Below are 23,232 nucleotides of genomic sequence, written 5' to 3' on the forward strand. Positions count from 1 at the left end.
TGAAAAACGCCTACCTTATTGGTAGACGTTTCAATAAAATCTTAACATAAAAAATTTTATAGATAGCCTACAGTTACAAAGAATCCAACATCGTCTTATCTTCTTGAAAATAACGATAGGTTTTCCAAGTTACCATCGGTAATAATTGAAGTAATTCAATTGATGTTTCTACCCAAAAACCATGAACACTGTCAGAAAGAGCTAATTGAGCAATACGATTTTTGTAATCCGAAAACTCTTTTCCAGCTGATGAGCTATTAAAATCTGGAAATTCTGAAGGGTATAAGGCTCTTGCTACGTCTAACCGTTGACGAACATGTCCACAATGTAATTCGTTTAGTATATCCTTCAGGTCGTCCCAATGTTCTACTAAATCCTTATTACTCAAAATCGTTGTTAAACCACCTTTTATATTATAAATCAGTATAATCATTAATGATAATCGCTTCACTCTAGGTGGTAAATCAACTAACTTCTTACGAATCACCAAATAAGATAAATCTTCCAATACTCTATTATAATTGTCTACTTCCATTACCAGCTTACTCTTGAAGACTGAAATACTCCTATTTCGCAAACTCATCACTCCGATAGTCAGTACTAGCAATAACAAAGTCAATATCAGATAACTTCCAGTAATGGATGACATTAATGTTGGAGAAAATATTACAGCAAGAGACATAATCGTCGCAAACCGAAACATGCAACTACTATAGAAATCAGATAAATACCATAAAGTGCGTCCTACCATTGTAGTGAATAATCGTACACTAGGATAAGAATGAGAACTAGAATTCTGAAACCAATAATTCCAAGTTATGATCAGCGATAATACCGAAATAATCAATAGGTTCCAGTCACCATACTGTATTGCTCGAAAAGTTGTTAGAACTGCACTAATGAGAATCAGAAGCACTGCTCCTAAAAAACGATATAACGGCCATTGTGAATTTGGATGATCCCAAAATTCCTCTATTCTAGCAATCATCAATACCTTGCTCATTAATACGATTAGGATGAGCGCTATGTAAATTCCATCGTGAAACTTAAATTCTATTCCCATTATAAGCATAATAAAACTAAGAAATGTTAAACATGATGCAATGAACCCTAAGATGACTAGAAGCTTAAGGATCTTATCCTTAAAATAAAAAGAATGATGGGGCATAGCTAGACGTTTTTGTAAATGGTAGAAATTAGAACCCCCTAGAACCCCTATCAAGGTTAATGCCATGTATTCTAATAAATAAGGTTGAAGATATTCCCAAGAATCAGACGAATCACTCAGTACAAAAAGCATCACGGTCAACGCCGATAACGTGAATAACACAGTTCTCGCCACCCAAAATAATATCACGAGGGGCTTCTGATACGTTATCCATCTTGCCTGTTCCCTAGCCAATTCTAGTAAGCGACGTTGGCATACCTTCTTGAGTTCATTTATCTGAGACAGATACTTATAATTTTTATGAGATAGAATCTCAGTAAGAAAAAATAGTATTCCTTCGTCAGTTATACTGGCAATCACTTTGGGTTTGAGTCTATTTAGTACTAAACTAATTTGCTGAGGAGTCCCTGACAAGGCCTGTTTCCAAACTTCTTTTGGCAAATAGGTTGCATCCTCTAGTTTGCTGAAAAACTGTCTAGAAATCATCAAATCCTCCCTGAGAATGATACTTCTCGAAAGCATCTAACTGCCACTCCAACTGGTCACTTGCCTGTGTGATCTCACGAGGATTTTGCTTTGCAACAACTTCCTCAAACGCTCGTATCCACATAGATAGGCGTTTGCGATCATCTCCTAACGCATCTTCATAAAAACGATTGGCACGTGATAGTAACAACTGATACCGCTCTGATTCTCTTGGATGATGTTTCAGACTTGCTAAATGCTGACGTTTCTCTGCAATTTCTTCTTCTGATAATTGCTGATGATCTCTAAGAAAAACTTTCTGATGCATTTCACCAGTTGAGTTCACACGTACATCAACCTCTAAAATACCATTGATATCATATGAAAAACGAACATCAACACTCTCATAATCTGCCATATTTTTGGGAATCATAACTTGCAAACCACCTAGATGGAGATTTTCCGCTGCTTTCATCCGTTCCCCTTGATAAATCTGAATATCAATAAATTCCTGACCGTACCGTGTTGCATAATAAGTTTCAACTCGTGAACTTGGCAAGACTGTATTTCGTTCGATAATCGGGGAAAATTCACCGTCAACGATTTCAATCCCAAGAGTAAACGGACAAATATCTGTTAGTACCATGTCCTTAATATCAGATTGTCTTTCTTTAATCCCTGCCATGACACCACACCCTAATGCAATGGCTTGATCCTGATTGATGGATACAGACACTTTACGTTTCAATAGATAAGATAAATACTGTCTCACCAGTGGCATCTTAGTATTCCCACCAACCAGAATCACATCTGAAATATCATCTAGGGTTAATTGGGCATCTCTCAATACGCGTTTTAAGGGCATTTCAATTCTTTTTAATAAGGGTTTGGTCAAAGCGAGATAACGTTTATTGGTAAGCTGGTAACTAAAGAATTCCTTATCCATCATGATCTTGAAACCAGCTGTATCGTGATGGTCTAACTGTTGTTTGACTTTATCTGCCTCCTGATACAATTGTGCTAGATTTGAGGAGGTCATTTTTTCTTTGATACCCGGCCATGCTCTAAAGAAATCATCCACAATCACTTGGGTAAAGTCCTCACCACCGAGATGATTATCACCCGCAACCGTTACAATTTCAATGACATTTAAAAACGCATCAACAACAGAAACATCCAGTGTGCCTCCACCAAAATCAATAATCAAATAAGTTGCATCTGTTTGCTTCGACTGATGTAAGGCCAAGGCAGCTGCAGAAGGTTCATTGATAATACGTTCTACCTTAATACCAGCTAATTGACCTGCTAATTTAGTGGCTGCACGTTGCTCATCATTAAAATAAGCTGGCACACTAATAATCACTTCTTCTACTTTTTCGCCCAAGTAAATCTCAGCATCTTCCACTAATTTCTTCAATACAAAGGCACTTAATTCTTCTGCAGAATATGTTTTATAGCCTAATGATAATTTTTGAGATGTTCCCATAAATCGCTTAAACTGAGACTGAGTCACATCTGGATGTGTCATCAGTCGTTCTTTTGCTAATTTACCAACGATAATCTCTTTTTCATCTGAAAAACCGACAACAGATGGTGTTAAGAAATCACCAAAATGATTCGGAATCAATTCCGCTTTTCCATCCCGCCAGACAGCTGCCAATGAATTAGTTGTTCCTAAATCAATCCCTAAAATCATATCTCTTTCCACCCTTCTAATACTGTTCTCCGTCCTTTTTGATGCTCAAATGAAGTGAAGCCAACCAATTTCACATATTCAGCTAATGTTGTCATCCCTAGTTGTTGGCACCGTGCTACTAAAGCAATACGATCTTCCCATTCTCCTACCATATAGGTATTTAAGAGATAATCTTCCATCTCTTGACGAATATGTTCAAAAGCAAAAAATGATTCTACATGCTGACCATGTAATTGTTTCAAGACTTTCTCAAATGTAAAAATCCACCCCATTTGGTCCTTAAAGTCTTTGACAAACAGCTCCCCTTCTTCTAACTCCTCAAAGGCAATACCGAACTCAAATACTTTCTCCTGTTCTAAATCCTCAGAATCTGTCGTCTCCTTAGTTTCAATTGGTTCAACCAGTGGTTCCTCATCGTGAAAGGTTTCAAATGGATTTGCTATGTCTTCAACTGAAATTTCTGGGTCTCTTTGGCTCAGCTCCTCATCACTCATGTCATCAAATTCATGTTCAAAGTCTGTAGCCTCGCTGATTGGATTGGTAAGCGATTCATTGTCTACCTTCTCGAACGGATTATCAACTATTTGTTCAAACGAACTGCTCTGATAACTTCTTTTGAGCTGTTTATTTTTACTGAGAGCAATAGCATCGCGATAAGCTGTCTGTAAGGCTTTAAATCCTTCTGGATTCTCCTCTGGATGGACTGTTTTTATCTTTTCAGCATACGCTTTCTTAATTCTCTTGAGGTCATCTGTCCACTCGATTCCCAAAATCTCCCAAATCGTCTGCATAACCTTCTCCACTAGCTTATTATTTCCCTATTATACCCAATTATTCTTGAAAATTCATCTACTAATGAACGAAAAATCATATATTTTTTAGTTCCCAATAATTTATAAAAAGGAGATAAACTATCCCCTCTCTATTCATTTTTCGATTATAGTGATCATTCCTCGACTTTTTCAAATGTGACCTGAGCCGTTGTTCCTGCGACTCCTTCGTCTCCCACTTTTTGATAAAGGATTTTCGTATCGCTCTGCTGCTCCATCACATAATGCGTTCCTTCCTTATCGGTCAATGTGAAGACCTTCCCTTCAACAGATAGCTCTGCATTTTCTACGACAATTCCTTCATCAAATACGATTGACCATGTCCCAGCTTTTTCATCGATATCATAGGTCATATCCCATTCTTTACTATACCACTTTCCTTCTAACCAATCTGTCGAGGTTGTCTGTTTTGACTGACAGGCAAAGAGCATAGCAGCACAAAGAACAAGGACTAAACTCGTTATTATTTTTTTCATCATGGCAAGATATTCCCAGCACTTCTATAAATGTCATACCATTCTGGACGAGTCAATTCCACTTGATACGCTTGTGCAATCTTCTCGATACGACCTGGATTCATGGAGCCAACAATGGTTTGAACCCTAGCTGGTAGGCGTAAAATCCAAGCAACAATAATGGCTTCACGTGAAACATGGTACTGATTCGCATAGCGATCAATCGTTTCATTTAGCAGCACATAATCTGGATGATCCACAAAGATTCCTTCTTGTAGGTTAATCAAAAATGGAGACCAAGCTTGAATTGTCACCTTCTTTAACTGACAATATTCCATGACACCACCGTCTCGCATGGTAGCTGCATCATCTTTCATGTTTACATGAAGACCCGCATCAATCATCGGAGTATGTGCTGGTGAAAGTTGCAATTGATTCACCACCAACGGTTCCTCCAGATAAGACTGCAACAATTCCATCTGGTAACGATTTTGATTGCTAACCCCAAAATGACGAACTTTTCCTGCTTTTTTCAACAAATAGAAAGCTTCAGTCACTTCTCCTGCTTCCATCAGTACATCTGGCCGATGTAGCGCCAATACATCCAAATAATCTGTGTTCAATCGTCTTAAAATTTGATCAACAGATTCTAAAATATGTTCTTTCGAAAAATCAAAGAAACCCTTGCGAATTCCACATTTAGACTGAAGCAGTAAGTCGTCTCGCTTGAGACCTAACTCTTTCACTGCAGCCGCAAAACGTTCTTCAGATTGACCACCACCATAAATGTCTGCATGGTCAAAAAAAGTAATTCCATTCACCAAAGCTGTCTCCACTACACGCGCAGCCTCTTTTGTTTCTAAGTCCGCCATCCGCATACAACCTAGAGCAATCCGTGAGACTTCTAGGCCTGTTTGTCCAAGTTCTTGTTTCATCTATCGTCCTCCTTTTTCTCTCAGTATAGCATAAAAGCGAGCGTTTACAAACTCTCGCCCTTATTTCTTAATTAAATCCGTAGATGCTCCTCGCAATTTTGTATACTGCATTGGAAATCTTGCGCCCTGGATAACCATACAAATTCGTCAATTGCCCTAATAAACCATTGCGAACAATTTTAAAAAGTGCTGGATTATGTTCTTGAATGTACTCCCACAATTCTTGCTTTTTCATCATGTGCTCTGCTGTCCCTGCACGATTGAGAAGAGCACAAGAAATAATGGTTGTAATCTCCACATGGTTCAGCAAATAGCTCCGTAAATCAGGATTTTCAATCTCATCTAGATGAAGATTATCCACAAGGATACGATTCACCTTGAGCTGCTGATCAATCCGCTTAATCATGACACTCTCATTAACAGACTGGTCATTGCGCCCAATGAAGTACCGATAAAAATCTACTGGAAGATAATACATGGTCTTAACAGCTTGCAACGGTGTGAAGACAAAGATATTATCGACATAGAAGGTATGTTCTGGCAGCTCTAATCCCACTTCACGCAACAAATCCGTCCGATAAATCAGCGAATGCATCATCATGTACTGACCCTTTGAAAAAGTACCAACGTCTTCCCAAGTAAAAATCTGATGGACAGGCAATACATCCCGGTAAGACATGCTCTTTTTACGGGACTGACTTTCTTTTTCGTAAACAAAATTAGTAATCAAGGCATCGACAGGCGTCCCATTTGTCTCTAATTGCTTGAAGGTTTCTAAAATTTTTAGATAGGCACGGGCATCTACCCAGTCATCGCTATCTACTACCTTAAAATATGTTCCTTTGGCTTCTCGAATGCCGGTGTTAACCGCGCCACCATGGCCTTTATTTTCCTGATAAATAGCACGAACATTCGGATGTTTCGCTGCTAATTGCTCTGCAACCTCCTGTGTACGGTCGCTTGAACCATCATTAATAATGAGAATTTCAACATCCTCTCCACCGACTACCAGCGAACCGACACAATAGTGTAGATACTCTTCTGAATTGTAGCTTGGGATGGCAATACTCAATAACGTCATAATTCACTCCATTTTTACAAGTAGAAAGCCAACTCATCCAAGTTGGCATTTCTTTTTATCTATTGTATCACATTTTTAAGAAAGTTGCTTTTGATACTTCTGTTTAGCACGAAAGGCTTTCCATAACTGACCAAATCCCTTGAAGAAATGACCGTTTACCATGGTCAAAATACCTGCAACCATGCTTTGGTCAATCATATCACCTGTCATTTTAGCCAAGGCTCTAAATGGCATATTATACATGAAGAGAAGATTGAGGTCTGGTTTTCCTTTTGCTTCTGCTTTTTTCAACAGACCATGAAGAATCTTGAAGACCAATCGCGCCAATCCACTCTTAGCATACTGCATTTTAGACAATGGATCATTGAGACGTAATTCTTGACCAACTGACCATGATTCGACAGGTACAGGACGACCAAGTAAGATTGCAAATTCTTCATCAGATACATCCATAACGTGTCCTGAGAAATAACTTGGTAGTGCCTCCTTATCAGACAAAATAGCAGTCGTTCCTTCCTTAGAAATTTCTCCTGTCAAGCGGATATCCTCGCTGCTTGCACCAATCGAAAGTTGATAAGAACCAGCCTCTACCTCAAATTGTTCAGTTGCTGTATTAAAATAGCGGAAGGTATAGTCATCAAATGGAAGTACCACTTGTTCAGACTGACCTGCTTCCAAGTAGACTTTCTTAAAACCTTTGAGTTCTTTACGCGGACGGTAGAAACCACTTTCTTCTTTTCCTACATAAAGCTGTACAATCTCAGCACCGGCTTTATCACCAGTATTGGTGACTGTTAAGCGAACTCCAGTTTCCTCCACAGCCAAATCACTGTATGCAAAGCTTGTATAAGATAAGCCATAACCAAATGGGTATTTGACTGCTTTTTGCACTTTATCAAAGTAACGATAGCCTACATAGAGACCCTCACGGTAGAGCGAATAATCTCCAGCCGCTGGAAAATCTTTTGAAGAAGGTACATCAGACAAAGCCAATGGATAGGTCTCGCTCAGTTTTCCACTTGGATTGACACGACCTGTCAAGGCATCTAAGATAGCTAAAGCTCCTGCCTGCCCTGTCAAATAGCCATGTAAAACAGCTTTTACGTCCTTGTCCCAAGCCATATCCACCACAGAACCAGCTGCCATGATTACCACGATTTTTGGATTGACGGCAACTAATTTTTTAAGGAGAGATAATTGATTTTTGGGTAGAGAAATATGGCTACGGTCTAAGCCCTCACTCTCACTGATTTCATCCAATCCCATGTAGAACAAAACAGTATCTGCTTTTTGAGCAAGAGCGACTGCTTCTTGAGCCAGGGCTTCATCTGCCTGGTCAATCCGCTGATAACCTTGCGCATAGCCGACCATATTTAGACCATAGTCTGCCACATGATCCACGAGATTTTCTAATTTCTTCGTATTGATCAAAGAAGAACCAGCACCTTGGTAACGAGGATTTTTCGCAAATTCACCGATGACGGCCAGTGTTTTTTCTGGTTGAAGCGGGAGAATATTTTCCTCATTTTTCAATAGTACCAAACTATCTGCAGCGGCCTTACGAGCTATATCGTGTTGCACATCGTAGTCCACCGATTTTTTCTCCTGTGCCGCTAGATCCATCACAACTGTTAATAGCTCATCTACACGTTCATTTAAGACTGCTTCTGATAGACGCCCCTCTTTAACCGCATCAATGATTTCCTTTTGACCAACCGTTGTTGTCCCTGGCATTTCTAAGTGGCTACCATTTTGAACACCAAGCACATGATCATTGGAGCCACCCCAGTCTGATACAACAAATCCTTCAAAACCCCATTCATCTCGTAAAATATCACGCAAGAGACGTTTGTCTTCATTGGCATAAATGCCGTTAATTTTATTATAGGCACTCATAATCGCTTTTGGATGACCTTCTTTGACTGCAATTTCAAAGCCAGTCAAATAGATTTCACGCAGAGTACGCTCATCTACAACTGAATCAGAAGCCATCCGGCGTAGTTCTTGGCTATTCACCGCAAAGTGTTTTGGAGTAGCAGCCACTCCTTGTGATTGCAATCCACGAATCATAGCAGCAGCTACTTTTCCCGCCTGATAAGGATCTTCTGAATAATATTCAAAATTTCGACCGCAAAGGGGATTCCGCTTGATATTGAGACCTGGTCCCAAGACCATATTGACCCCAATACTACTTGCTTCTGCACCAAGGGCTTGTCCTACTTCCTCCACCAATTCAGGATTCCAGCTATTTGCTAAGGTTGCTGCTGTTGGAAAACAGGTTGCAGGAATAGACGCATTCAGCCCCAAATGGTCTCCCTCTCCTTCCTGCTTTCGGATACCATGTGGACCATCTGACATAAAAATTGAAGGCACACCTTTTTCAGGATAATCCTTGGTTTCCCACACAGATTTCCCAGCCATCATAGCAGCCTTTTCTTCCAGTGTTAATTGTTGAATAATGGATTCGTACTTCATTATTGTTCTCCCTATCTACAATCTGATAAGCTTATCATAGCAGAATCAGCCTGTAATTAAAACGCTTTCTTCATAATTTGGCAGATTGTTGGCATAAATTGTTCTAATCAAAAAAGTTGGGCCCACCCAACTTCATTCTTATTTGCGTTTTTGTATGAAAAGATACACCATCCCACTTACGACTGCACAGACTACAATCCCCAACATATGACTGCCAACTTCTGCCACAGTCGCTGGAATCATCACGCTATCCACATAGGCTTGCGTTTTTCCTTCAGCTAAGAGTTGAGCTGCATAGGCTTTCGGAGCTATCCACATAGTCGCAATTGGTGCTAGATTACCAAGAGAAAAAATCACATAGGAAAGCACATTTACCTGATTATTTTCATACTGCTTTGACCTCGCTACAAATTCTGCTATTACAGCACAGATGATATTTGGTAAAAAGGCCCAGACAAAGTGACCAGATAAAAAGAAGAAGCTAGACATCATGAAACCCAGTGCAGTAATCGGACCAAATATTTTTGTCTTTTTTACCATCCTTAGATACATACCACCTGCAAATAAGGCAGATAAAGATGGAGTATGAGCCATATTGGTCACTCTAAAGATTCCCAAATCAATCACTACCGCAAAACAAACACAGAGAAAATAGAAAAGCGCCGATAACGCAGTTGTTTTTAACAATTGTTTTTGAAACATACATCTTCCTTTATTTACTTACAAACTAAAAGCAATGTAATGACAATCCTATCCAAGATTTGAACAGGTGTTTTACACTGCTCTTATTCAATTATTCCATTTTTTATTCTACATGCTTCGTTTTTATTTTATTTAACCAAGCATAGGCAATTCCGATGAACAATCCAGCACCCAGCCAATTTCCAAAGAAAACGACAATCCACTGGCGGAGTATATTAACCACGTTAAAATCAGGCACATCGCCGCGAACATGATTAAAGGCTAACAACATGAAAGAAGCAAAATTTGCAACCAAGTGCTCATTAATCAAGAAAACAAACATGAAAATCGCGGAAATGGCAATAAAGAACTTGGCAGATTCTTCCTTGAGAAGCATATATCCCAAAATCGCCATATTGACGAACATATTAGCCGTAATTCCTTCGATAAAATTCATCCAATCTGTCTTACCAAGCTTGATATTGACAGCCGTCACCACGAAACTCTTGTCCCCAAGATTCATAAATGAAAAGGACTGGTTGAAGAGATAGGCTAAAATCACTGCACCAACAAAATTAAAGAAGGTACAATATAGTAAGATTTGGACAGCCTTTTTCCAACTAATGTGTTTGTAGTAAGCACCCGTTGTCAAGTACATCATATTTGATGTCGCCAATTCTCCATTAAAGATAAGCACATAGACCAAACCGATGGCAAAAATAAAGGTAAAGACGAAGCGCGATAGGGCTGGAAATTGCGTCCCAATGACATCCGCTCCAATAATCCCAACGGCAGTTGACATGGTCAAATAAGCACCAGCAAACATGGAACGCAGCGCATATCTCCCTAAACTCTCATCAAACAAGGCTTCCTTTTTCCCGCAAGCCGCTTGAATTTTTTCTTCAAATACAGACATCTCTTTCTCCTAAATGATTTTTTTCACAAGCTAATATTAAAAAATGGCGGGAGCTAACTCCCGCCTGGGACAATCATCCACTTGTTAACTTTCAGAAGCACCTGAAGTAGCATCTGCGCCACCATGTCCATGAGCTGCTGGTGCACTACCACCTACTAAACGTTGGCCTGTTGCTTCTAAGTACCAGTCCAACCATGGTTTGAAATTAAAGATGATTTCATTGATTCCAGCATAAGAACCATCTGGATAGTACATTGCTTGATAGTTATGGGTATTAATAATACCCTCAGGTGAGCCAGGAACGATTGTACGCACATATTCTTGATTTCCATTACGAAGTGTACCAATCACCCACTCAACATTTTTCATACGAGCTGGTGGAAGCGTACCGTGTACAGTAGACATACGGTTTCCAACTTGTTCACGAACACGTTTTCCTAACATGGTTGCTGCCTCTTGGTGAGCATTGTTGTAGTAAAGGAATTGATTATTATCATCTGCGTAAGTCAACTCAAATGGCATAGCGTTCAAGAACATATTCAGCTGATTAACTGTCAACAAACCGCTGTCCAACTTGACATAGGTATCTCCTTCAACCGCATTGACAACTGCAGCTGCCTTATCCAACCATTCTGGATCGTCAGGGTCTACTTCAGTGATAGTAGTTGCAATTGGGCGACCGCAGTCTAAATCTTCTGGTTCAATTGGTTTTGGTTTTTTCAATTTCGAAACGACCTCCACGTATTTGATAAAGTTATCCAAGCATGTTTCTAGGAATTTAACTGTTCCTTCATTGGCAATGTTTCCATTCACATCAAAAGCTTCTTTGGCTTTTCCAAGTAAGAATTCATTTCCTGGTAGAGTATAGGCATTCACACCTGGAGCCTCCAAGATTTTACGCAAATGAACTTGAGCACGTGAAGTCCCTTGATCATAATAAGAAGCACCTACAATCATAACAGGTTTGTTTTCTAGTGGATGGAGCTTGAAACTCAACCATTCTAAAGTACTCTTAAGAGCTGGTGTGATCGTATGATTATGCTCAGGAGTCGCAATGATGACACCATCTGCACGAGTGATTTTGTTGTATAGATAACGAATCGCGAAACAATCTGATTGATCCTCGTCCTGATTGAACATCGGAACATCCTTGATTTCAAGAAGTTCAATTTCGCATTTTAATTTGAATTGACGTTGCATAAATTGTAAGAGCATGCGGTTATAGGACTGCTCTGCATTTGAACCGACGATTGCGACAAGTTTCATAATTTTCTCCCTCTTAACTTAATTTTTCCCAGTCAAAGTTTTCTGCTTCTTTTTTCAACAGTTCCTTCGCATTTGACATTTTCTCAACCATTTTCACAAAAATGCGGAAATCATCAAAAATAGCATCCAATTTTTGGCTTGTTTCAATGTCATTAAGGTTGCCATCTGCACCGAATGCTTGAAGAGAATGTGAAAGTAAAAATTCATCTGGCAACACAGTTGCTTTCAACTCAGGAGCATTCAAAATTTGACGCAACTGCAATTGAGCGCGAGAAGAACCCAATGTCCCATAGGAAGCACCCGTAATCATGACAGGCTTATTGAGCAGCGGATAAACACCATAAGATACCCAAGCCAAGGCATTCATCAAGACTGCTGGTACAGAGTGATCGTATTCAGGAGTTCCGATAATCACTCCATCAGCCTCTTCAAGTTTGGCAACCAATTCTGCTACATCTTCAGGTAATTCCCGATTTGCAGGCTTATTAAAGACTGGTAAATCCTTAATCTCTACTAGTTCAATATCCGCCTTATCTGCGAAATGTTTTTCCATGTATTGTAGTAATTGGCGATTTGTAGACTTAGCTGAGTTTGTTCCAACAATTCCAATAAGTTTCATAGGTAACTCCTTTTCTGTAAAACATTACAAACTAATGATAACGTTTTCGGATCAAAAAATCAATTTTTTCTAGATTCATCCATACATATTTTGAAATTTCATCCATTTTTGATAAAATATAGAAAAATAATAGATAGGATACTAATGGGTAAATTATTTTTTCTAGTTGCTGGATTTATTAGTTGTGGGATTGCTATTATCGGCATTGTCTTACCAGTTATCCCCACAACTCCATTGTTACTATTAGCAGGCTTCTGTTTCGCTAAAAGTTCTAACCGTTTTGAAGTTTGGTTAAAACAAACAAAAATCTATCAATTCTACGTTGCTGACTACGCAGAAACCAAGAGCATCAGCAAAGAGCGCAAGAAAAAAATCATCTGGCAAATCTACCTCCTTATGGGGATTTCCATCTGGCTTGCCCCCATCATTTGGGTCAAAATAGCCCTCATTGCCCTCACCATTTTCATTACCTACTACCTCTTCAACGTCATCCCGGATAAATAAAACAATCTGGGAGATTGTTTTATCCCGAGTTTTACGAGGTGAGGCCGGGGGACATTTTTATCCCGAGTTTTACGAGATATGTCCGGGCGACATTTTTATCCCGAGCATGGCGAGGTAATTTCAGATTGAAGACAGTCCATTCAAGGACCTTACCCGCTCTTTCATCTTCAAGCTCGTGAAAAAGAGGCCCACTGGACCTTACTCGCTTTTTCATTTTAAGGCTCGTGAAAAAACAGTCCATTCAAGGACTGTAACTCGCTCTTTCATCTTCAGGCTCGTGAAAAAACAGTCCACTGGACTGTTTTTTTACTTCATAATCACAAATTTCATCATTGGGTAGTTGACTGCTACTTGGACAAAGATATTGACCCAGTTTGCACAGGTTTGTGCCCAACCAAGACTCATTCCCCATCCTTGGAAAAGAGATGTCGTGTAAGGTGGCAATACAATAGAAAGAATCCCTGCTACAACCACTGTCAAAATATACCAGTGAATCGTTTTGGAAATGTCATTTTCTGCTCCAAAAACCAATTTACGTTGCACAATATAATTAACTACCTGAGCAGCTACATAGGCTAATAAGAAAGATAAGAAGCCATTTAAGCCACCATTTTTTACAGGGTAATGGAAGATAAACCAATCAAAAGCCTGCCCACTAAATGCCTTAAATAGGAAGGTGCTACCTAACCATAGCACGCAAAAATTCGTAATTGTTGCAATATTAGACAACACATTAAATTTAATAAATTCCCACAAATCTGGGTGTTTTTCAATCCATTCTTTCATATTCGCCTCCGAAAGATTTTTGATACCCCTATTTTACCAACTCTCATTTAAAAAGAAAGCGTTTTTACATAAATTGGCTTTTTGTCTGCATAATTTGCCACTTACATCAACAACATAAGAAAAAAGTTACCGAATTTGGTAACTTTTTTTCAATGATTAAGCCACTTCTGCCTCATCTTTTTTCTTGCCAGTCAGAGCATACAGACCCCATGCTGTCAAACCAATAAGTGCTACGTTTCCTGCAACAAGACCTACAATCCACCATTTTGTCTTAGGTTTGTAAATCTCGAAGGCTGCAGAATTTGCCACAGTGTAAAGAATATTCTTAGTAGCTTTACGCATCGCTTGTTGACCAACATTGGTCTTTGTTGATTTTTCTGTCAACATCAAGCCAGCAGGTGTCAACATCAAGTCATTTCCTGCACGGATAGCTTGGTCAGCGTACATGTGAGGAGCACCCGCAAAGTCAGTGATAACCATGCCTTTGAAGCCCCACTCGTCGCGAAGCACATTCGTCAACAAGGCTTTATTACCACCAGCCCATGTTGTACCAATACGGTTGAAGGATGACATAATCGCTGTTGCGCCACCCTCTTTAACAGGGATTTCGAATGCTTTCAAGTAAATTTCACGAATCGCTTGTTCATTTGACCATGTTGCAACCCCTTCACGGTTGTCTTCTTGGTCGTTCAAAGCAAAGTGTTTGGTAAAGGTGTACACACCATTTTCAAGAGCTTTCTTGGCCAAAGCTGACGCCATCTTACCTGAGATAAATGGATCTTCTGAGTAGTACTCAAAGTTACGACCAGAGAATGGTGTACGGTGAATATTAACCGCTGGAGCATAGAGACCTACGATACCATGTGCCAACGCTTCTTTGGCAAATGCATCACCCATTTCTTCAGCCAAATCAAGGTTCCAGGTAGAAGCTACGACAACTTCTGAGTTGAACTGTACCCCCTTGATACCTTGGAAGATACCATTGATACCGGCAGGACCATCCAAGTCAACAACTGCTGGTTTATCAACTGATTTCACTGCACCTGTTGCATAACCACCAAATTGGATTAATTGTGCCATTTCTTCAACAGAAACTTGTTCTACGATCTGATTCCATTTTTCATCATCGTAATCAAGACCAATCATGTCTACCAAACGAAGACCATGGTCTTTCACAGTAATTTTCTCTGCTTGTGGATCGTCCTCAGCTGGAACATTATCTGATTTCATTGCAGCTGCAATTTCTTCGCTTGCTTCTTTATCAGCTGTACGTTCTTTTGGAAGAGTAGCTTCCCAGTTTGCACGTGATACATAAGCCACATCACCTGCTGCATCATCAAACAAGTTACTTACTTCAATCTTATCAGAAATACGTTGCTTGATAACCTCTTTTTTCTCAACTTTATATTCTTCGGAATCAAGGACATCATGGGCATTGTTCATGAGTTTGATTTGGTAAGTACCTGCATCAAGAACATAAGATTTGTCGCCCTTGTAATCATAAGAAGCCATATCATCACGGTCATACGTGATGGTCAAGGTTTCGCTTGCGCCTGGTTCCAAGACTTCTGTCTTGTCAAAACCAGCTAAGACAACGTGAGATTTTTCAATACCACCAACAGTATATGGTGCAGTATAGTAAACTTGAGCAACGTCTTTACCAGCTACATCACCAGTATTGGTTACTTCAACTGTTACTTCAATCTTGCCATCTGCTTCTTTCACATCTTTGATTTCTTGTTTGAAATCAGTGTAGCTCATACCATAACCAAATGGATACTGTACCGCTGCATCGTAAGCTGCTTCATCAACTTGGCCAGTCGCATTGTCTACATAGCGAGTTTCATAATAACGGTAACCAACATAGATACCTTCTTGGTAATTCAAGAATTTATACTGATGAGTCTCTGGTTTAGATTGACCCCATGCTTGACGTTCGTAACTAATATTTGTGTAGTTAAAGTCACCTTGGTTATAGTAAGCTGGATTGCTTGTAATATCATACGCATACGTATCTACCAAGCGACCGGATGGGTTAACAGTACCTGCCAAGATATTAGCTACACCAGTAAGACCAGTTGAACCAGGTCCGCCAATCCAAAGAGCCGCATCAACACCTGATTCTTTCAAGAAACCTAGTTCCATCGCATTTGATGAGTTAACGAGTACAACAACCTTGTCAAAGTTTTCTGTGACAGTCTTGAGCATCGCTTTTTCAACATCTTGCAATTCAAGGTAATGTTTGCCTTTGTCCCCTTGTTGATATTCAGACATTTCATAAGGAAGGTCAGCCCCCTCCCCACCATTACGAGAAATGACAACAAGAGCTGTGTCTGAAAAGTCTTTCGCATTGGCAATCAATTCATCTGAATACTTGTCTTGAGTTGGCTCATAGATATTGTAGTCACCACCATTGAGTGAGAAGATATTTGTCCCTTCTTTTTCAGGAAGATTTTCTGTATAAAAATCTGTCAATTCTTTGTTCAGCTCAAATCCAGCACCTTCCAAACCTGCTTGCAAGTTCACATTTTTAGACTCATCTGCCGCACCAGAACCCGCACCACCGTATGTGATGGCCACAGAAGAAATACCAAAGACATTCAATTTCTTTGTATCTTTCAATGGAAGAGTGTTATCTTTGTTTTCAAGTAGCACAGAGCCTTCTTCTTGGATAGAAGTAGCAAGTGCTTTTGAGACCTTCTCTGCATCTGCAATTTTTGTGTCATCAGCATATGATGGGGCAAAATAAGTGTCAATGACATTTACAAACATATTTACAGCGTAGTTAGCGCCAATAATCACAACACCCAATAGAGCCAACAAGGCTGTTAAAATTTTACTTTTCTTGGTCCTAAATGCCTTGTTTTTTACCCCTTTATAGATGAAGTAAGCAAAGAGTGCCACTACAGCTAGGCTTGCACAAATGAGTGTTGTTTTGGCAATTCCAGTCGCGTCCCAGGATTGGTAAGAACTAGCATAATCTTCCGCCTGAACGGATATACCAGCAAAAGCCGTCGATAGTGCTAGGCCTGTCAAACTAAACTTTTTCCAAGTCTTTTTCATAAGACCCCTCCTAAATTTTTTTCAAGGCTTGTAAGCCTTTTCGTTGTTTTTAATGTACCAAAAGAAAAGAAACAGGAAAACCCTTTCTTCATAATCTGTTCATTTTTTCGCATAAATTGCATATTATTGCCTGTCTTACTTTTTTTCTTGAATTTTGATATACTAGGAAAAGAAAGAGGTGCTCCATGAAAATCGCTATTGTTGAAGATCAAAAAATCGAGCAAGAACGCTTAACCCATTATATTCAAGAATATTGCCAGACAGCCCAACTTCCTGTTGAAGTAGTCTGTTTTAATGATGGCCTCGATATTACCAGCGACTACCAGCCCCAATTTGATGTCATTTATCTAGATGTCGAAATGGAAATTATGGATGGTATGACAACGGCTCAAAAAATTCGACAAGTAGACAAAGAAGTCCTCATCGTCTTTGTCACTAACCATTCTCAGGTGGCTATTCAAGGCTACTCGGTTGAAGCAACTGACTTTTTATTGAAGCCCCTCAGTCAATTTGTCTTCGAAGAGCATTTCAAAAAGATTCTCCGTAAGCTTCCAACACCCGAGCAGGAGCAACAAGCCCTCTATATCAAAAACAAATCCACTACAACCAAGATTGTCATGGAAGATATCTACTATATTGAAAGTATTGGGCACACCCTCCATATCTACACCAAAAAGGGAACCATCACCACAAGCAACACGCTAAAAAATATGGAAAATTTACTAGATAAACAAAGCTTCTTCCGTTCGAATTCTGGCTACATTGTCAATCTGGCCTATGTGGAAAAAGTTGTAGGCAATATCGCCTATGTCAATGGACAAGCCTTACAAATTAGCCGACCACGCAAAAAAGACTTCATGACAGCTCTGACAAACTATGTAGGAGATACCCTCCTATGATGACTAGCTTCCCTGATATTCCTCGAATTTATACAGCTTTGGCAGAAATTCTAGCCTGCCTCCTTGTCTGCCTACCTCTATCAAAAGAAGAATTGTCAGACAAGCACGCGCGATTGACATTCCCTCTCATTGCTGTCGGGCAAATTGCTCTGCAATTTCTAGCTGGCATGCTTCCGATTTTCTTTTGGTCGCTAGGAATGGCTCTCAACGTCTGCTGGATGTTTGTGTCTATTTCTATTTTAGGGGGGAAAAAACTCCCAACCAGACTCTATTTGACAGCCAAGGCCTTTATCTCTGCCGAATTAGTCGCCTCTGTGTCTTGGCATATTTATTGCCTCACTATTTTTCATACAAATTTTGATACTCTGCTCAATCAATGGATTCTGATGGCTATTCTGTATGGTCTTGTCTTTGCTGCCTTGTACTCCCAAGAGAAGAAAATTCCCATCTCAGAGTTGGAAAAATTCATTGACAAACGTGATGTTGGAGTAGCGATTTTTACCTCACTTGCCATCTTTATTTTCAGTAACGTTGGCTTTATCCTTTCAGGTACTCCTCAATTTCAAGACTCAACTAGTATTTTCCTCCTGCGCACAACTGTCAATCTATCCGGGATTCTTCTTCTCGTTACACAGGAATCTCAGCAATATGATCGCTATTTGCGTGAAGAGCTATTTTCAATCAATCGCATGTTCCAGCTTCAGTACAAGCAGTACCAAGCCTATCGTGAAAATAGCGAGTTAATTAGTCGAAAAGTCCATGATTTAAAGCACCAGCTCTATATCATACGTCAAGAAGCAGACAAGCAAAAACAAAATCAATATCTGGATGAGATGACCATTGCTATTCAAGATTTCGAAACCAAAATCGAGACAGGTAACCCAGTCCTTGATACTATCCTTACCCAGAAAAATCACTATTGCCTACAAAATCAGATTAACTTCACCTGTATTGTGCAGGGAGAGCTATTGAATTTTATGGATGTGATGGACATCTCCGCCCTCTTTGGAAATGCCATGGATAACGCCATCGAAGCTGTGGAAAAAATTTCCCAAGTCGAAAAACGGCTTATTACCCTCAAAGTCTCCAGTCGAAATAATTTCGTCATGATTCGCCTTGATAACTACGATACCTCAAATATCGACTTATCCACAGATCAGCTACCTAGCACTTCTAAAGCCGACAAAGATTACCACGGTATCGGTCTAAAAAGTATGGAATACATTGCCCACAAATACAACGGTAATCTCACATTGACCAAGGAAGAAAACTGGGTCCGCCTCAAAATCTTACTCCCACAAAAAATATAGTAAAAAAAGGAATCCTTGCTTCAGCTAAGAATTCCTTTTATTTTTCTGACAATCCATCCTTAGATATGGCGGTACATTTCGGCTGATAAATCTAGAAAATCTGCCAACAAATCTCCATGATTTACGACAAAATCATAGAGTTGATCTTCACTCAAAATTCCACTCTTAAGATCATGATGAGGCTTTTCCCGCAAATCGAACCATTCTTGACTACCATAAAATTCCCGTAATTCAATATAGTCTTGATAACTTTCTTTGAACGCCTCTAAACTCTGACGCAATTGATCCAGTTTTGGCTTAAAAGCATCGTATTTCGCCTCCAATTCAGTCACGCGCGCACGTTCTTGATCATTCATGATAGATCCCTCACTTTCCATTTCTCATTCTATCATAGCGTGAAGCGTTTCATTTTGCAACCAAAAATCACCCTCGTCTTTAAAACAATCCTAAAAAATCTTTAGAGAGGAAATAAACTCAGAAATCAACAATTTAAGACCAAGCAAAAAGCCCACTGTAGTAGGCTTTTCGTAAGATTTTTTTTGAAATTAAAGCATTTTGTTGTAGAATTCAACCACAAGTGCTTCGTTGATTTCTGGATTGATTTCATCACGTTCTGGCAAGCGAGAAAGTGATCCTTCCAATTTTTCAGCATCGAATGATACGAAAGCTGGACGTCCAACGATTGCTTCAACTGCTTCAAGGATTGCTGGAACTTTCAATGATTTTTCACGAACAGAAATCACTTGACCTGGAGTTACGCGGTATGATGGGATATCAACACGTTTTCCATCAACAAGGATATGACCGTGGTTTACGAATTGACGCGCTTGACGACGAGTAGTTGCAAGACCTAAACGGTAAACAACGTTATCAAGACGACGCTCCAAAAGAAGCATGAAGTTGAAACCGACAGTTCCTTCTTTGATTTTAGTAGCTTGAACGAACAAGTTACGGAATTGTTTTTCACCCAAACCGTATGAGAAACGAAGTTTTTGTTTCTCAGCCAATTGCAAACCGTATTCAGAAAGTTTGCTACGGTTGTTTGGACCGTGTTGACCTGGTACGTAGTTACGACGTGCCAATTCTTTACCTGAGCCTGTAAGAGACAAGCCAAGACGACGTGATTGTTTCCATGATGGACCTGTATAACGTGACATATTTCATGTCCTCCTATAAAATAAATATTTTGTAGGAAATAACGTCTTTCCTAATCCTGATTCGTGCAGGTGCCCTTCGCCTAAACAGCCAAGGTTACTTGTATTGCAAGACATCTGTTGACGAGCTTCATATTAAGGTGCTGTTATTTCACACAAAGAGTATTATAGCATGAAAAAAAGGCTATGTAAAGCCTTTTTTCTTATTTGTAAGTGGTAAAATTTTTTAGAAGTCCTCAATCCCTACGAGAGAGCTCCCACCGATTAAGAAAAAAGACCAGGATTTCTCTTATCCCAGTCTTGACTTCCTACTCATTATGCTTTATCATAGGGTTAAGACTGAGTGAGTTGTCTGTTCCTTATAGTGATTCTCACTCGGTGCCGTACGGACTGCAATCCCTACGGCTTTTTTTATTCGCTTAATTTGGTATCATTATACCACGGTTTCGCTCCTCATGCAAACTTTTCTGACGTTTCATGGCTTAAATTGTTTCCAGGTAATTCTTCCAGTCGGCATGGGTTGACTAGATTTTTTTGATTCTAAGCGTTTAATCTCACCTCCAGACAAACCTTTTAGTGCTTGAATTTTATGATAGTCTTCTCGCCATGACCCTAACATGAGTTCTCTAAGCTCGTCTTTATCATCCAATAGTATCATCTGACTCATCGCTTCAGCCCCTCTGATCGTCCAATACTTCCCACCCTTTTTCATGCGATAGGTGATTTTTCGATGCTGACTTTCCATGATACCAATTCCTGAATGGCTAAACCCTCTCAATTTTGCTGGTTTGGTATATTGAAAATTTTGAAGAAGTTTACGCTTAAAGTTGTCAAACTGTTCCCATTCCTCCTCTGTCTCTATAAGGCCTTCTGTCGTGTCCAATACCGTACGCAGGAGGCTTTTATCATGTTCTTGGATGGCCTGAAAAGCCTTATCCAAGAGTTCATCTGGATAGGGTTTAAAAAAGGTCTGGAGCTTTTGATTCACATGGTATTCGTCCCAAAAATGCTCATGACGACCTATCCTAAGAGCTTTAGCCATTTCTTTAAAAACATAGGGAGTATAGCCATGCCCACCGTCTGAATTTGTGATAAGGAGGGCATCTTTAGTCATTTCGAAATGGTGGTAAAGATAATCTAATACCTGATCACGTGCTTGGCGGTTACTAAGAGAAACAAACTCTTTCTTGTCTTGGAGCTCAAATCGGTTATTTCCCACTTTCTGACTTCCTGTATGCACAACAAAATGGGAGAGATCAATACGACGATTCTCCAGATCTTCCTCACTAGTTTTGACCATCACTCCGTCCCCCTCAACATAAATAATATCTACTTTTTCTTTAGTGATATTATCTTCCTGATAGTTTTGATAATCTTTTTGTTCTTCCAGTAAGTCAGCACATAGCTTAACAGCTTTGACAACCGTTGGCTTTGTAATAACAATGTGATAGGTCATCTCAATCACACGGACAACCTTGTCATAAGACATCATGGTAGACAATTTAGCCACTTGATACATGAATTCTTTAGAATACCTGGTATTTTTCTCTAACCCCAATTTTTCGTCCACCGGTACAATCCAGGTATCCCCTTTCTTCCATCGACGTCTTCTGAAGGTAAATTCTCCAAATGTAAAAGCGACTGTCCGCTCCATAGAGTGGATACAAGTATAGCCTCTTTGTTGCATAGATGGGACTAATGATTCATCATAGGTCTTGACCCAACTTAGGAAGCCCTTGTTGGTGTTTTCGAGTAATTGTTCCTTAAGTTCTCTCTCGTCAATCATATCTGCTACCTCCAAAGCAATAAAGCTATTGTACAAAGCAGATAGAACAGAAGGCAAATTTATTTTAATTCTACAAAAAAAGCTCCTGGGCAATGCCAAGAGCTAAACATTTGGGGCGAACTATTGAATCGCAATTCCAGTTTTTTAGGAGACGAATCTCCAGGGACAGCACCGCAGCCCGTTGAGCAACAAGCTCAACCTGATTTTCCTGCCAATGTTTTCTTATATTCTAGCAAGAATACATTTTTATAGCAACAAAAAAAACGAGAGGACCAATGGTAGTCTGGGGTCTTTACAGCCCGAAGCTGAAGGCAGTCCCGCACCCGTACCATTAGAACGATCTGTTACCAGTCGTCCTACACTATCCTCTCATTTATTATATTTTACCATATTCAAGTCTTCAATGCCATGTTAACACTCTGCCTTTTTTGAGAAAAAACGTCAACACTAACTATCGTCTTCCTCGATTTCAGCACCTCTGATATGTGATTGCCCTTGCATACGTTGAGCCGATTGCTGTAATTGTTGGTTCATGTAGTGCATTTGATTCATAGATTGCTGGAAATTGTGTTTGGAAGAAGATTCTAGTGCAGGTTTTTGAGGAATATTATTCGTCACATTGAAAGGAGCAGTTTCTCCAGCTGGCGGAGTTGGTTCACTAATGCCTCCAAAAGCTTCTCCTGATGGTTCAGTAGGAGCTACGGTAGGATCTGAGATTCCTCCTCCAGATGGTCCAGCATCTTCATTCATATCGCTAGGACCATCAAATCCTGTTAAGGCATCGGGATCAAATGGAGAGACAGGTTTTGGTTCTTCAGGAAGACTATAATCCTTCAGACCTCGGTATACCGCATCATGAGCTGCTTGTTCTTTTTGCCCTAAGTGATCAGCTACTCCACCTGCAAAATCTTTGGTCTTACCGATAGCTTCTTTACCCATAACCTCTGCTAAATCAACCATGTTGCTTACTCCTCCTTTGGTGGCACCTGCGACACCTTGGTCTCTCACAGCATTGAAGGCTCCTCGAAGACCTCCACCTGTTACAGCTAGACTATCCCCAAATTTCTTAGTTCCTGCAGCAATGGCTCCTGGAGCTTTACTAGCGACATCCATCCCTAGTTGTCCAGCACCCATGGCTAGACT

At 39.8% G+C, this 23,232-nt stretch carries 19 protein-coding genes and 1 pseudogene; 3 read left to right on the forward strand and 17 right to left on the reverse strand.

The window, feature by feature from the left end; genetic code table 11:
- Positions 1-73: 73 nt before the first annotated feature.
- From A3I9_RS13475 to A3I9_RS0102890, 11 genes are all read right to left on the reverse strand, one after another.
- Positions 74-1,654 carry a hypothetical protein gene (locus A3I9_RS13475; protein ID WP_018377579.1) on the reverse strand — a complete coding sequence of 527 codons (1,581 nt, stop codon included), beginning with the start codon at positions 1,652-1,654 and terminating at the stop codon, positions 74-76.
- Entirely contained in the window at positions 1,644-3,329 is a 1,686-nt protein-coding gene (locus A3I9_RS0102845) for a molecular chaperone HscC (RefSeq protein WP_018377580.1), read from the reverse strand. Before A3I9_RS0102845 ends, A3I9_RS13475 begins: the two co-directional genes overlap by 11 nt.
- Positions 3,326-4,120, reverse strand: a complete 795-nt coding sequence (locus A3I9_RS0102850) for a J domain-containing protein (protein ID WP_018377581.1) — start codon at positions 4,118-4,120, stop codon at positions 3,326-3,328. Before A3I9_RS0102850 ends, A3I9_RS0102845 begins: the two co-directional genes overlap by 4 nt.
- A gap of 155 nt (positions 4,121-4,275) precedes the next feature.
- Positions 4,276-4,638, reverse strand: coding sequence for a hypothetical protein (locus A3I9_RS12395; protein ID WP_018377582.1), 363 nt, complete (start codon positions 4,636-4,638; stop codon positions 4,276-4,278).
- A complete protein-coding gene (locus A3I9_RS0102860; RefSeq protein ID WP_018377583.1) occupies positions 4,635-5,549 on the reverse strand; it encodes an aldo/keto reductase in 915 nt (304 codons plus the stop codon). Before A3I9_RS0102860 ends, A3I9_RS12395 begins: the two co-directional genes overlap by 4 nt.
- A gap of 67 nt (positions 5,550-5,616) precedes the next feature.
- Positions 5,617-6,630 carry a glycosyltransferase family 2 protein gene (locus tag A3I9_RS0102865; RefSeq protein WP_018377584.1) on the reverse strand — a complete coding sequence of 338 codons (1,014 nt, stop codon included), beginning with the start codon at positions 6,628-6,630 and terminating at the stop codon, positions 5,617-5,619.
- Positions 6,631-6,705: 75 nt separating this feature from the next.
- Entirely contained in the window at positions 6,706-9,105 is a 2,400-nt protein-coding gene (locus A3I9_RS0102870) for a glycoside hydrolase family 3 C-terminal domain-containing protein (RefSeq protein WP_018377585.1), read from the reverse strand.
- A gap of 138 nt (positions 9,106-9,243) precedes the next feature.
- On the reverse strand, positions 9,244-9,807 hold the full coding sequence (locus A3I9_RS0102875; protein ID WP_018377586.1) for an MptD family putative ECF transporter S component: 564 nt from the start codon (positions 9,805-9,807) through the stop codon (positions 9,244-9,246).
- A 103-nt stretch (positions 9,808-9,910) separates the two neighbouring features.
- Positions 9,911-10,702 (reverse strand): formate/nitrite transporter family protein, encoded by a 792-nt coding sequence (locus A3I9_RS0102880; RefSeq protein WP_018377587.1) that lies wholly within the window; start codon positions 10,700-10,702, stop codon positions 9,911-9,913.
- 84 nt (positions 10,703-10,786) lie between these two features.
- Positions 10,787-11,968 carry an NAD(P)H-dependent oxidoreductase gene (locus tag A3I9_RS12400; RefSeq protein ID WP_018377588.1) on the reverse strand — a complete coding sequence of 394 codons (1,182 nt, stop codon included), beginning with the start codon at positions 11,966-11,968 and terminating at the stop codon, positions 10,787-10,789.
- A gap of 13 nt (positions 11,969-11,981) precedes the next feature.
- Entirely contained in the window at positions 11,982-12,587 is a 606-nt protein-coding gene (locus A3I9_RS0102890; RefSeq protein ID WP_018377589.1) for an NADPH-dependent FMN reductase, read from the reverse strand.
- Positions 12,588-12,731: 144 nt separating this feature from the next.
- On the opposite strand from A3I9_RS0102890, the gene A3I9_RS0102895 reads away from it, so the two are divergent.
- Entirely contained in the window at positions 12,732-13,091 is a 360-nt protein-coding gene (locus tag A3I9_RS0102895; RefSeq protein ID WP_018377590.1) for a YbaN family protein, read from the forward strand.
- Between the two features lie 306 nt (positions 13,092-13,397).
- On the opposite strand, the gene A3I9_RS0102905 is transcribed toward A3I9_RS0102895, so the two are convergent.
- Both A3I9_RS0102905 and A3I9_RS0102910 read right to left on the reverse strand, forming a co-directional pair.
- Positions 13,398-13,877 carry a GtrA family protein gene (locus tag A3I9_RS0102905; RefSeq protein ID WP_018377592.1) on the reverse strand — a complete coding sequence of 160 codons (480 nt, stop codon included), beginning with the start codon at positions 13,875-13,877 and terminating at the stop codon, positions 13,398-13,400.
- A gap of 156 nt (positions 13,878-14,033) precedes the next feature.
- Positions 14,034-16,940: a glycoside hydrolase family 3 protein gene (locus A3I9_RS0102910; RefSeq protein WP_018377593.1), complete on the reverse strand. Its 2,907-nt coding sequence runs from the start codon at positions 16,938-16,940 to the stop codon at positions 14,034-14,036.
- Positions 16,941-17,125: 185 nt separating this feature from the next.
- On the opposite strand from A3I9_RS0102910, the gene A3I9_RS0102915 reads away from it, so the two are divergent.
- Together A3I9_RS0102915 and A3I9_RS0102920 are read left to right on the forward strand one after the other, a co-directional pair.
- Positions 17,126-17,839, forward strand: coding sequence for a LytR/AlgR family response regulator transcription factor (locus A3I9_RS0102915; RefSeq protein WP_018377595.1), 714 nt, complete (start codon positions 17,126-17,128; stop codon positions 17,837-17,839).
- Positions 17,836-19,149, forward strand: a complete 1,314-nt coding sequence (locus A3I9_RS0102920) for a sensor histidine kinase (protein WP_018377596.1) — start codon at positions 17,836-17,838, stop codon at positions 19,147-19,149. The genes A3I9_RS0102915 and A3I9_RS0102920 overlap by 4 nt, the downstream gene beginning before the upstream one ends.
- A gap of 59 nt (positions 19,150-19,208) precedes the next feature.
- Here A3I9_RS0102920 and A3I9_RS0102925 read toward each other — a convergent pair whose 3' ends face one another.
- The 4 genes and pseudogenes from A3I9_RS0102925 to A3I9_RS13480 all read right to left on the reverse strand — a co-directional run.
- Positions 19,209-19,505 carry a DUF4298 domain-containing protein gene (locus A3I9_RS0102925; RefSeq protein WP_026217303.1) on the reverse strand — a complete coding sequence of 99 codons (297 nt, stop codon included), beginning with the start codon at positions 19,503-19,505 and terminating at the stop codon, positions 19,209-19,211.
- A 189-nt stretch (positions 19,506-19,694) separates the two neighbouring features.
- Positions 19,695-20,306 (reverse strand): 30S ribosomal protein S4, encoded by a 612-nt coding sequence (rpsD, locus tag A3I9_RS0102930; protein WP_018377598.1) that lies wholly within the window; start codon positions 20,304-20,306, stop codon positions 19,695-19,697.
- Between the two features lie 472 nt (positions 20,307-20,778).
- Positions 20,779-22,089, reverse strand: a complete 1,311-nt coding sequence (locus A3I9_RS0102935; protein WP_018377599.1) for an ISLre2 family transposase — start codon at positions 22,087-22,089, stop codon at positions 20,779-20,781.
- A 447-nt stretch (positions 22,090-22,536) separates the two neighbouring features.
- Positions 22,537-23,232: pseudogene (locus tag A3I9_RS13480) on the reverse strand (pLS20_p028 family conjugation system transmembrane protein); the annotation flags it as partial.

This window comes from Streptococcus ovis DSM 16829 (assembly GCF_000380125.1).
GTDB classification, from domain to species: domain Bacteria; phylum Bacillota; class Bacilli; order Lactobacillales; family Streptococcaceae; genus Streptococcus; species Streptococcus ovis.

Coding starts and splice junctions, on each gene's coding strand:
- A3I9_RS0102845 (WP_018377580.1), bottom strand. CDS start 3,329: ATGATTTTAGGGATTGATTTAGGAACAACTAATTCATTGGCAGCTGTC.
- rpsD (WP_018377598.1), bottom strand. CDS start 20,306: ATGTCACGTTATACAGGTCCATCATGGAAACAATCACGTCGTCTTGGC.
- A3I9_RS0102905 (WP_018377592.1), bottom strand. CDS start 13,877: ATGAAAGAATGGATTGAAAAACACCCAGATTTGTGGGAATTTATTAAA.
- A3I9_RS0102850 (WP_018377581.1), bottom strand. CDS start 4,120: ATGCAGACGATTTGGGAGATTTTGGGAATCGAGTGGACAGATGACCTC.
- A3I9_RS13475 (WP_018377579.1), bottom strand. CDS start 1,654: ATGATTTCTAGACAGTTTTTCAGCAAACTAGAGGATGCAACCTATTTG.
- A3I9_RS0102935 (WP_018377599.1), bottom strand. CDS start 22,089: ATGATTGACGAGAGAGAACTTAAGGAACAATTACTCGAAAACACCAAC.
- A3I9_RS0102895 (WP_018377590.1), top strand. CDS start 12,732: ATGGGTAAATTATTTTTTCTAGTTGCTGGATTTATTAGTTGTGGGATT.
- A3I9_RS12400 (WP_018377588.1), bottom strand. CDS start 11,968: ATGAAACTTGTCGCAATCGTCGGTTCAAATGCAGAGCAGTCCTATAAC.
- A3I9_RS0102915 (WP_018377595.1), top strand. CDS start 17,126: ATGAAAATCGCTATTGTTGAAGATCAAAAAATCGAGCAAGAACGCTTA.
- A3I9_RS0102925 (WP_026217303.1), bottom strand. CDS start 19,505: ATGAATGATCAAGAACGTGCGCGCGTGACTGAATTGGAGGCGAAATAC.
- A3I9_RS0102910 (WP_018377593.1), bottom strand. CDS start 16,940: ATGAAAAAGACTTGGAAAAAGTTTAGTTTGACAGGCCTAGCACTATCG.
- A3I9_RS0102890 (WP_018377589.1), bottom strand. CDS start 12,587: ATGAAACTTATTGGAATTGTTGGAACAAACTCAGCTAAGTCTACAAAT.
- A3I9_RS12395 (WP_018377582.1), bottom strand. CDS start 4,638: ATGATGAAAAAAATAATAACGAGTTTAGTCCTTGTTCTTTGTGCTGCT.
- A3I9_RS0102880 (WP_018377587.1), bottom strand. CDS start 10,702: ATGTCTGTATTTGAAGAAAAAATTCAAGCGGCTTGCGGGAAAAAGGAA.
- A3I9_RS0102875 (WP_018377586.1), bottom strand. CDS start 9,807: ATGTTTCAAAAACAATTGTTAAAAACAACTGCGTTATCGGCGCTTTTC.
- A3I9_RS0102870 (WP_018377585.1), bottom strand. CDS start 9,105: ATGAAGTACGAATCCATTATTCAACAATTAACACTGGAAGAAAAGGCT.
- A3I9_RS0102920 (WP_018377596.1), top strand. CDS start 17,836: ATGATGACTAGCTTCCCTGATATTCCTCGAATTTATACAGCTTTGGCA.
- A3I9_RS0102860 (WP_018377583.1), bottom strand. CDS start 5,549: ATGAAACAAGAACTTGGACAAACAGGCCTAGAAGTCTCACGGATTGCT.
- A3I9_RS0102865 (WP_018377584.1), bottom strand. CDS start 6,630: ATGACGTTATTGAGTATTGCCATCCCAAGCTACAATTCAGAAGAGTAT.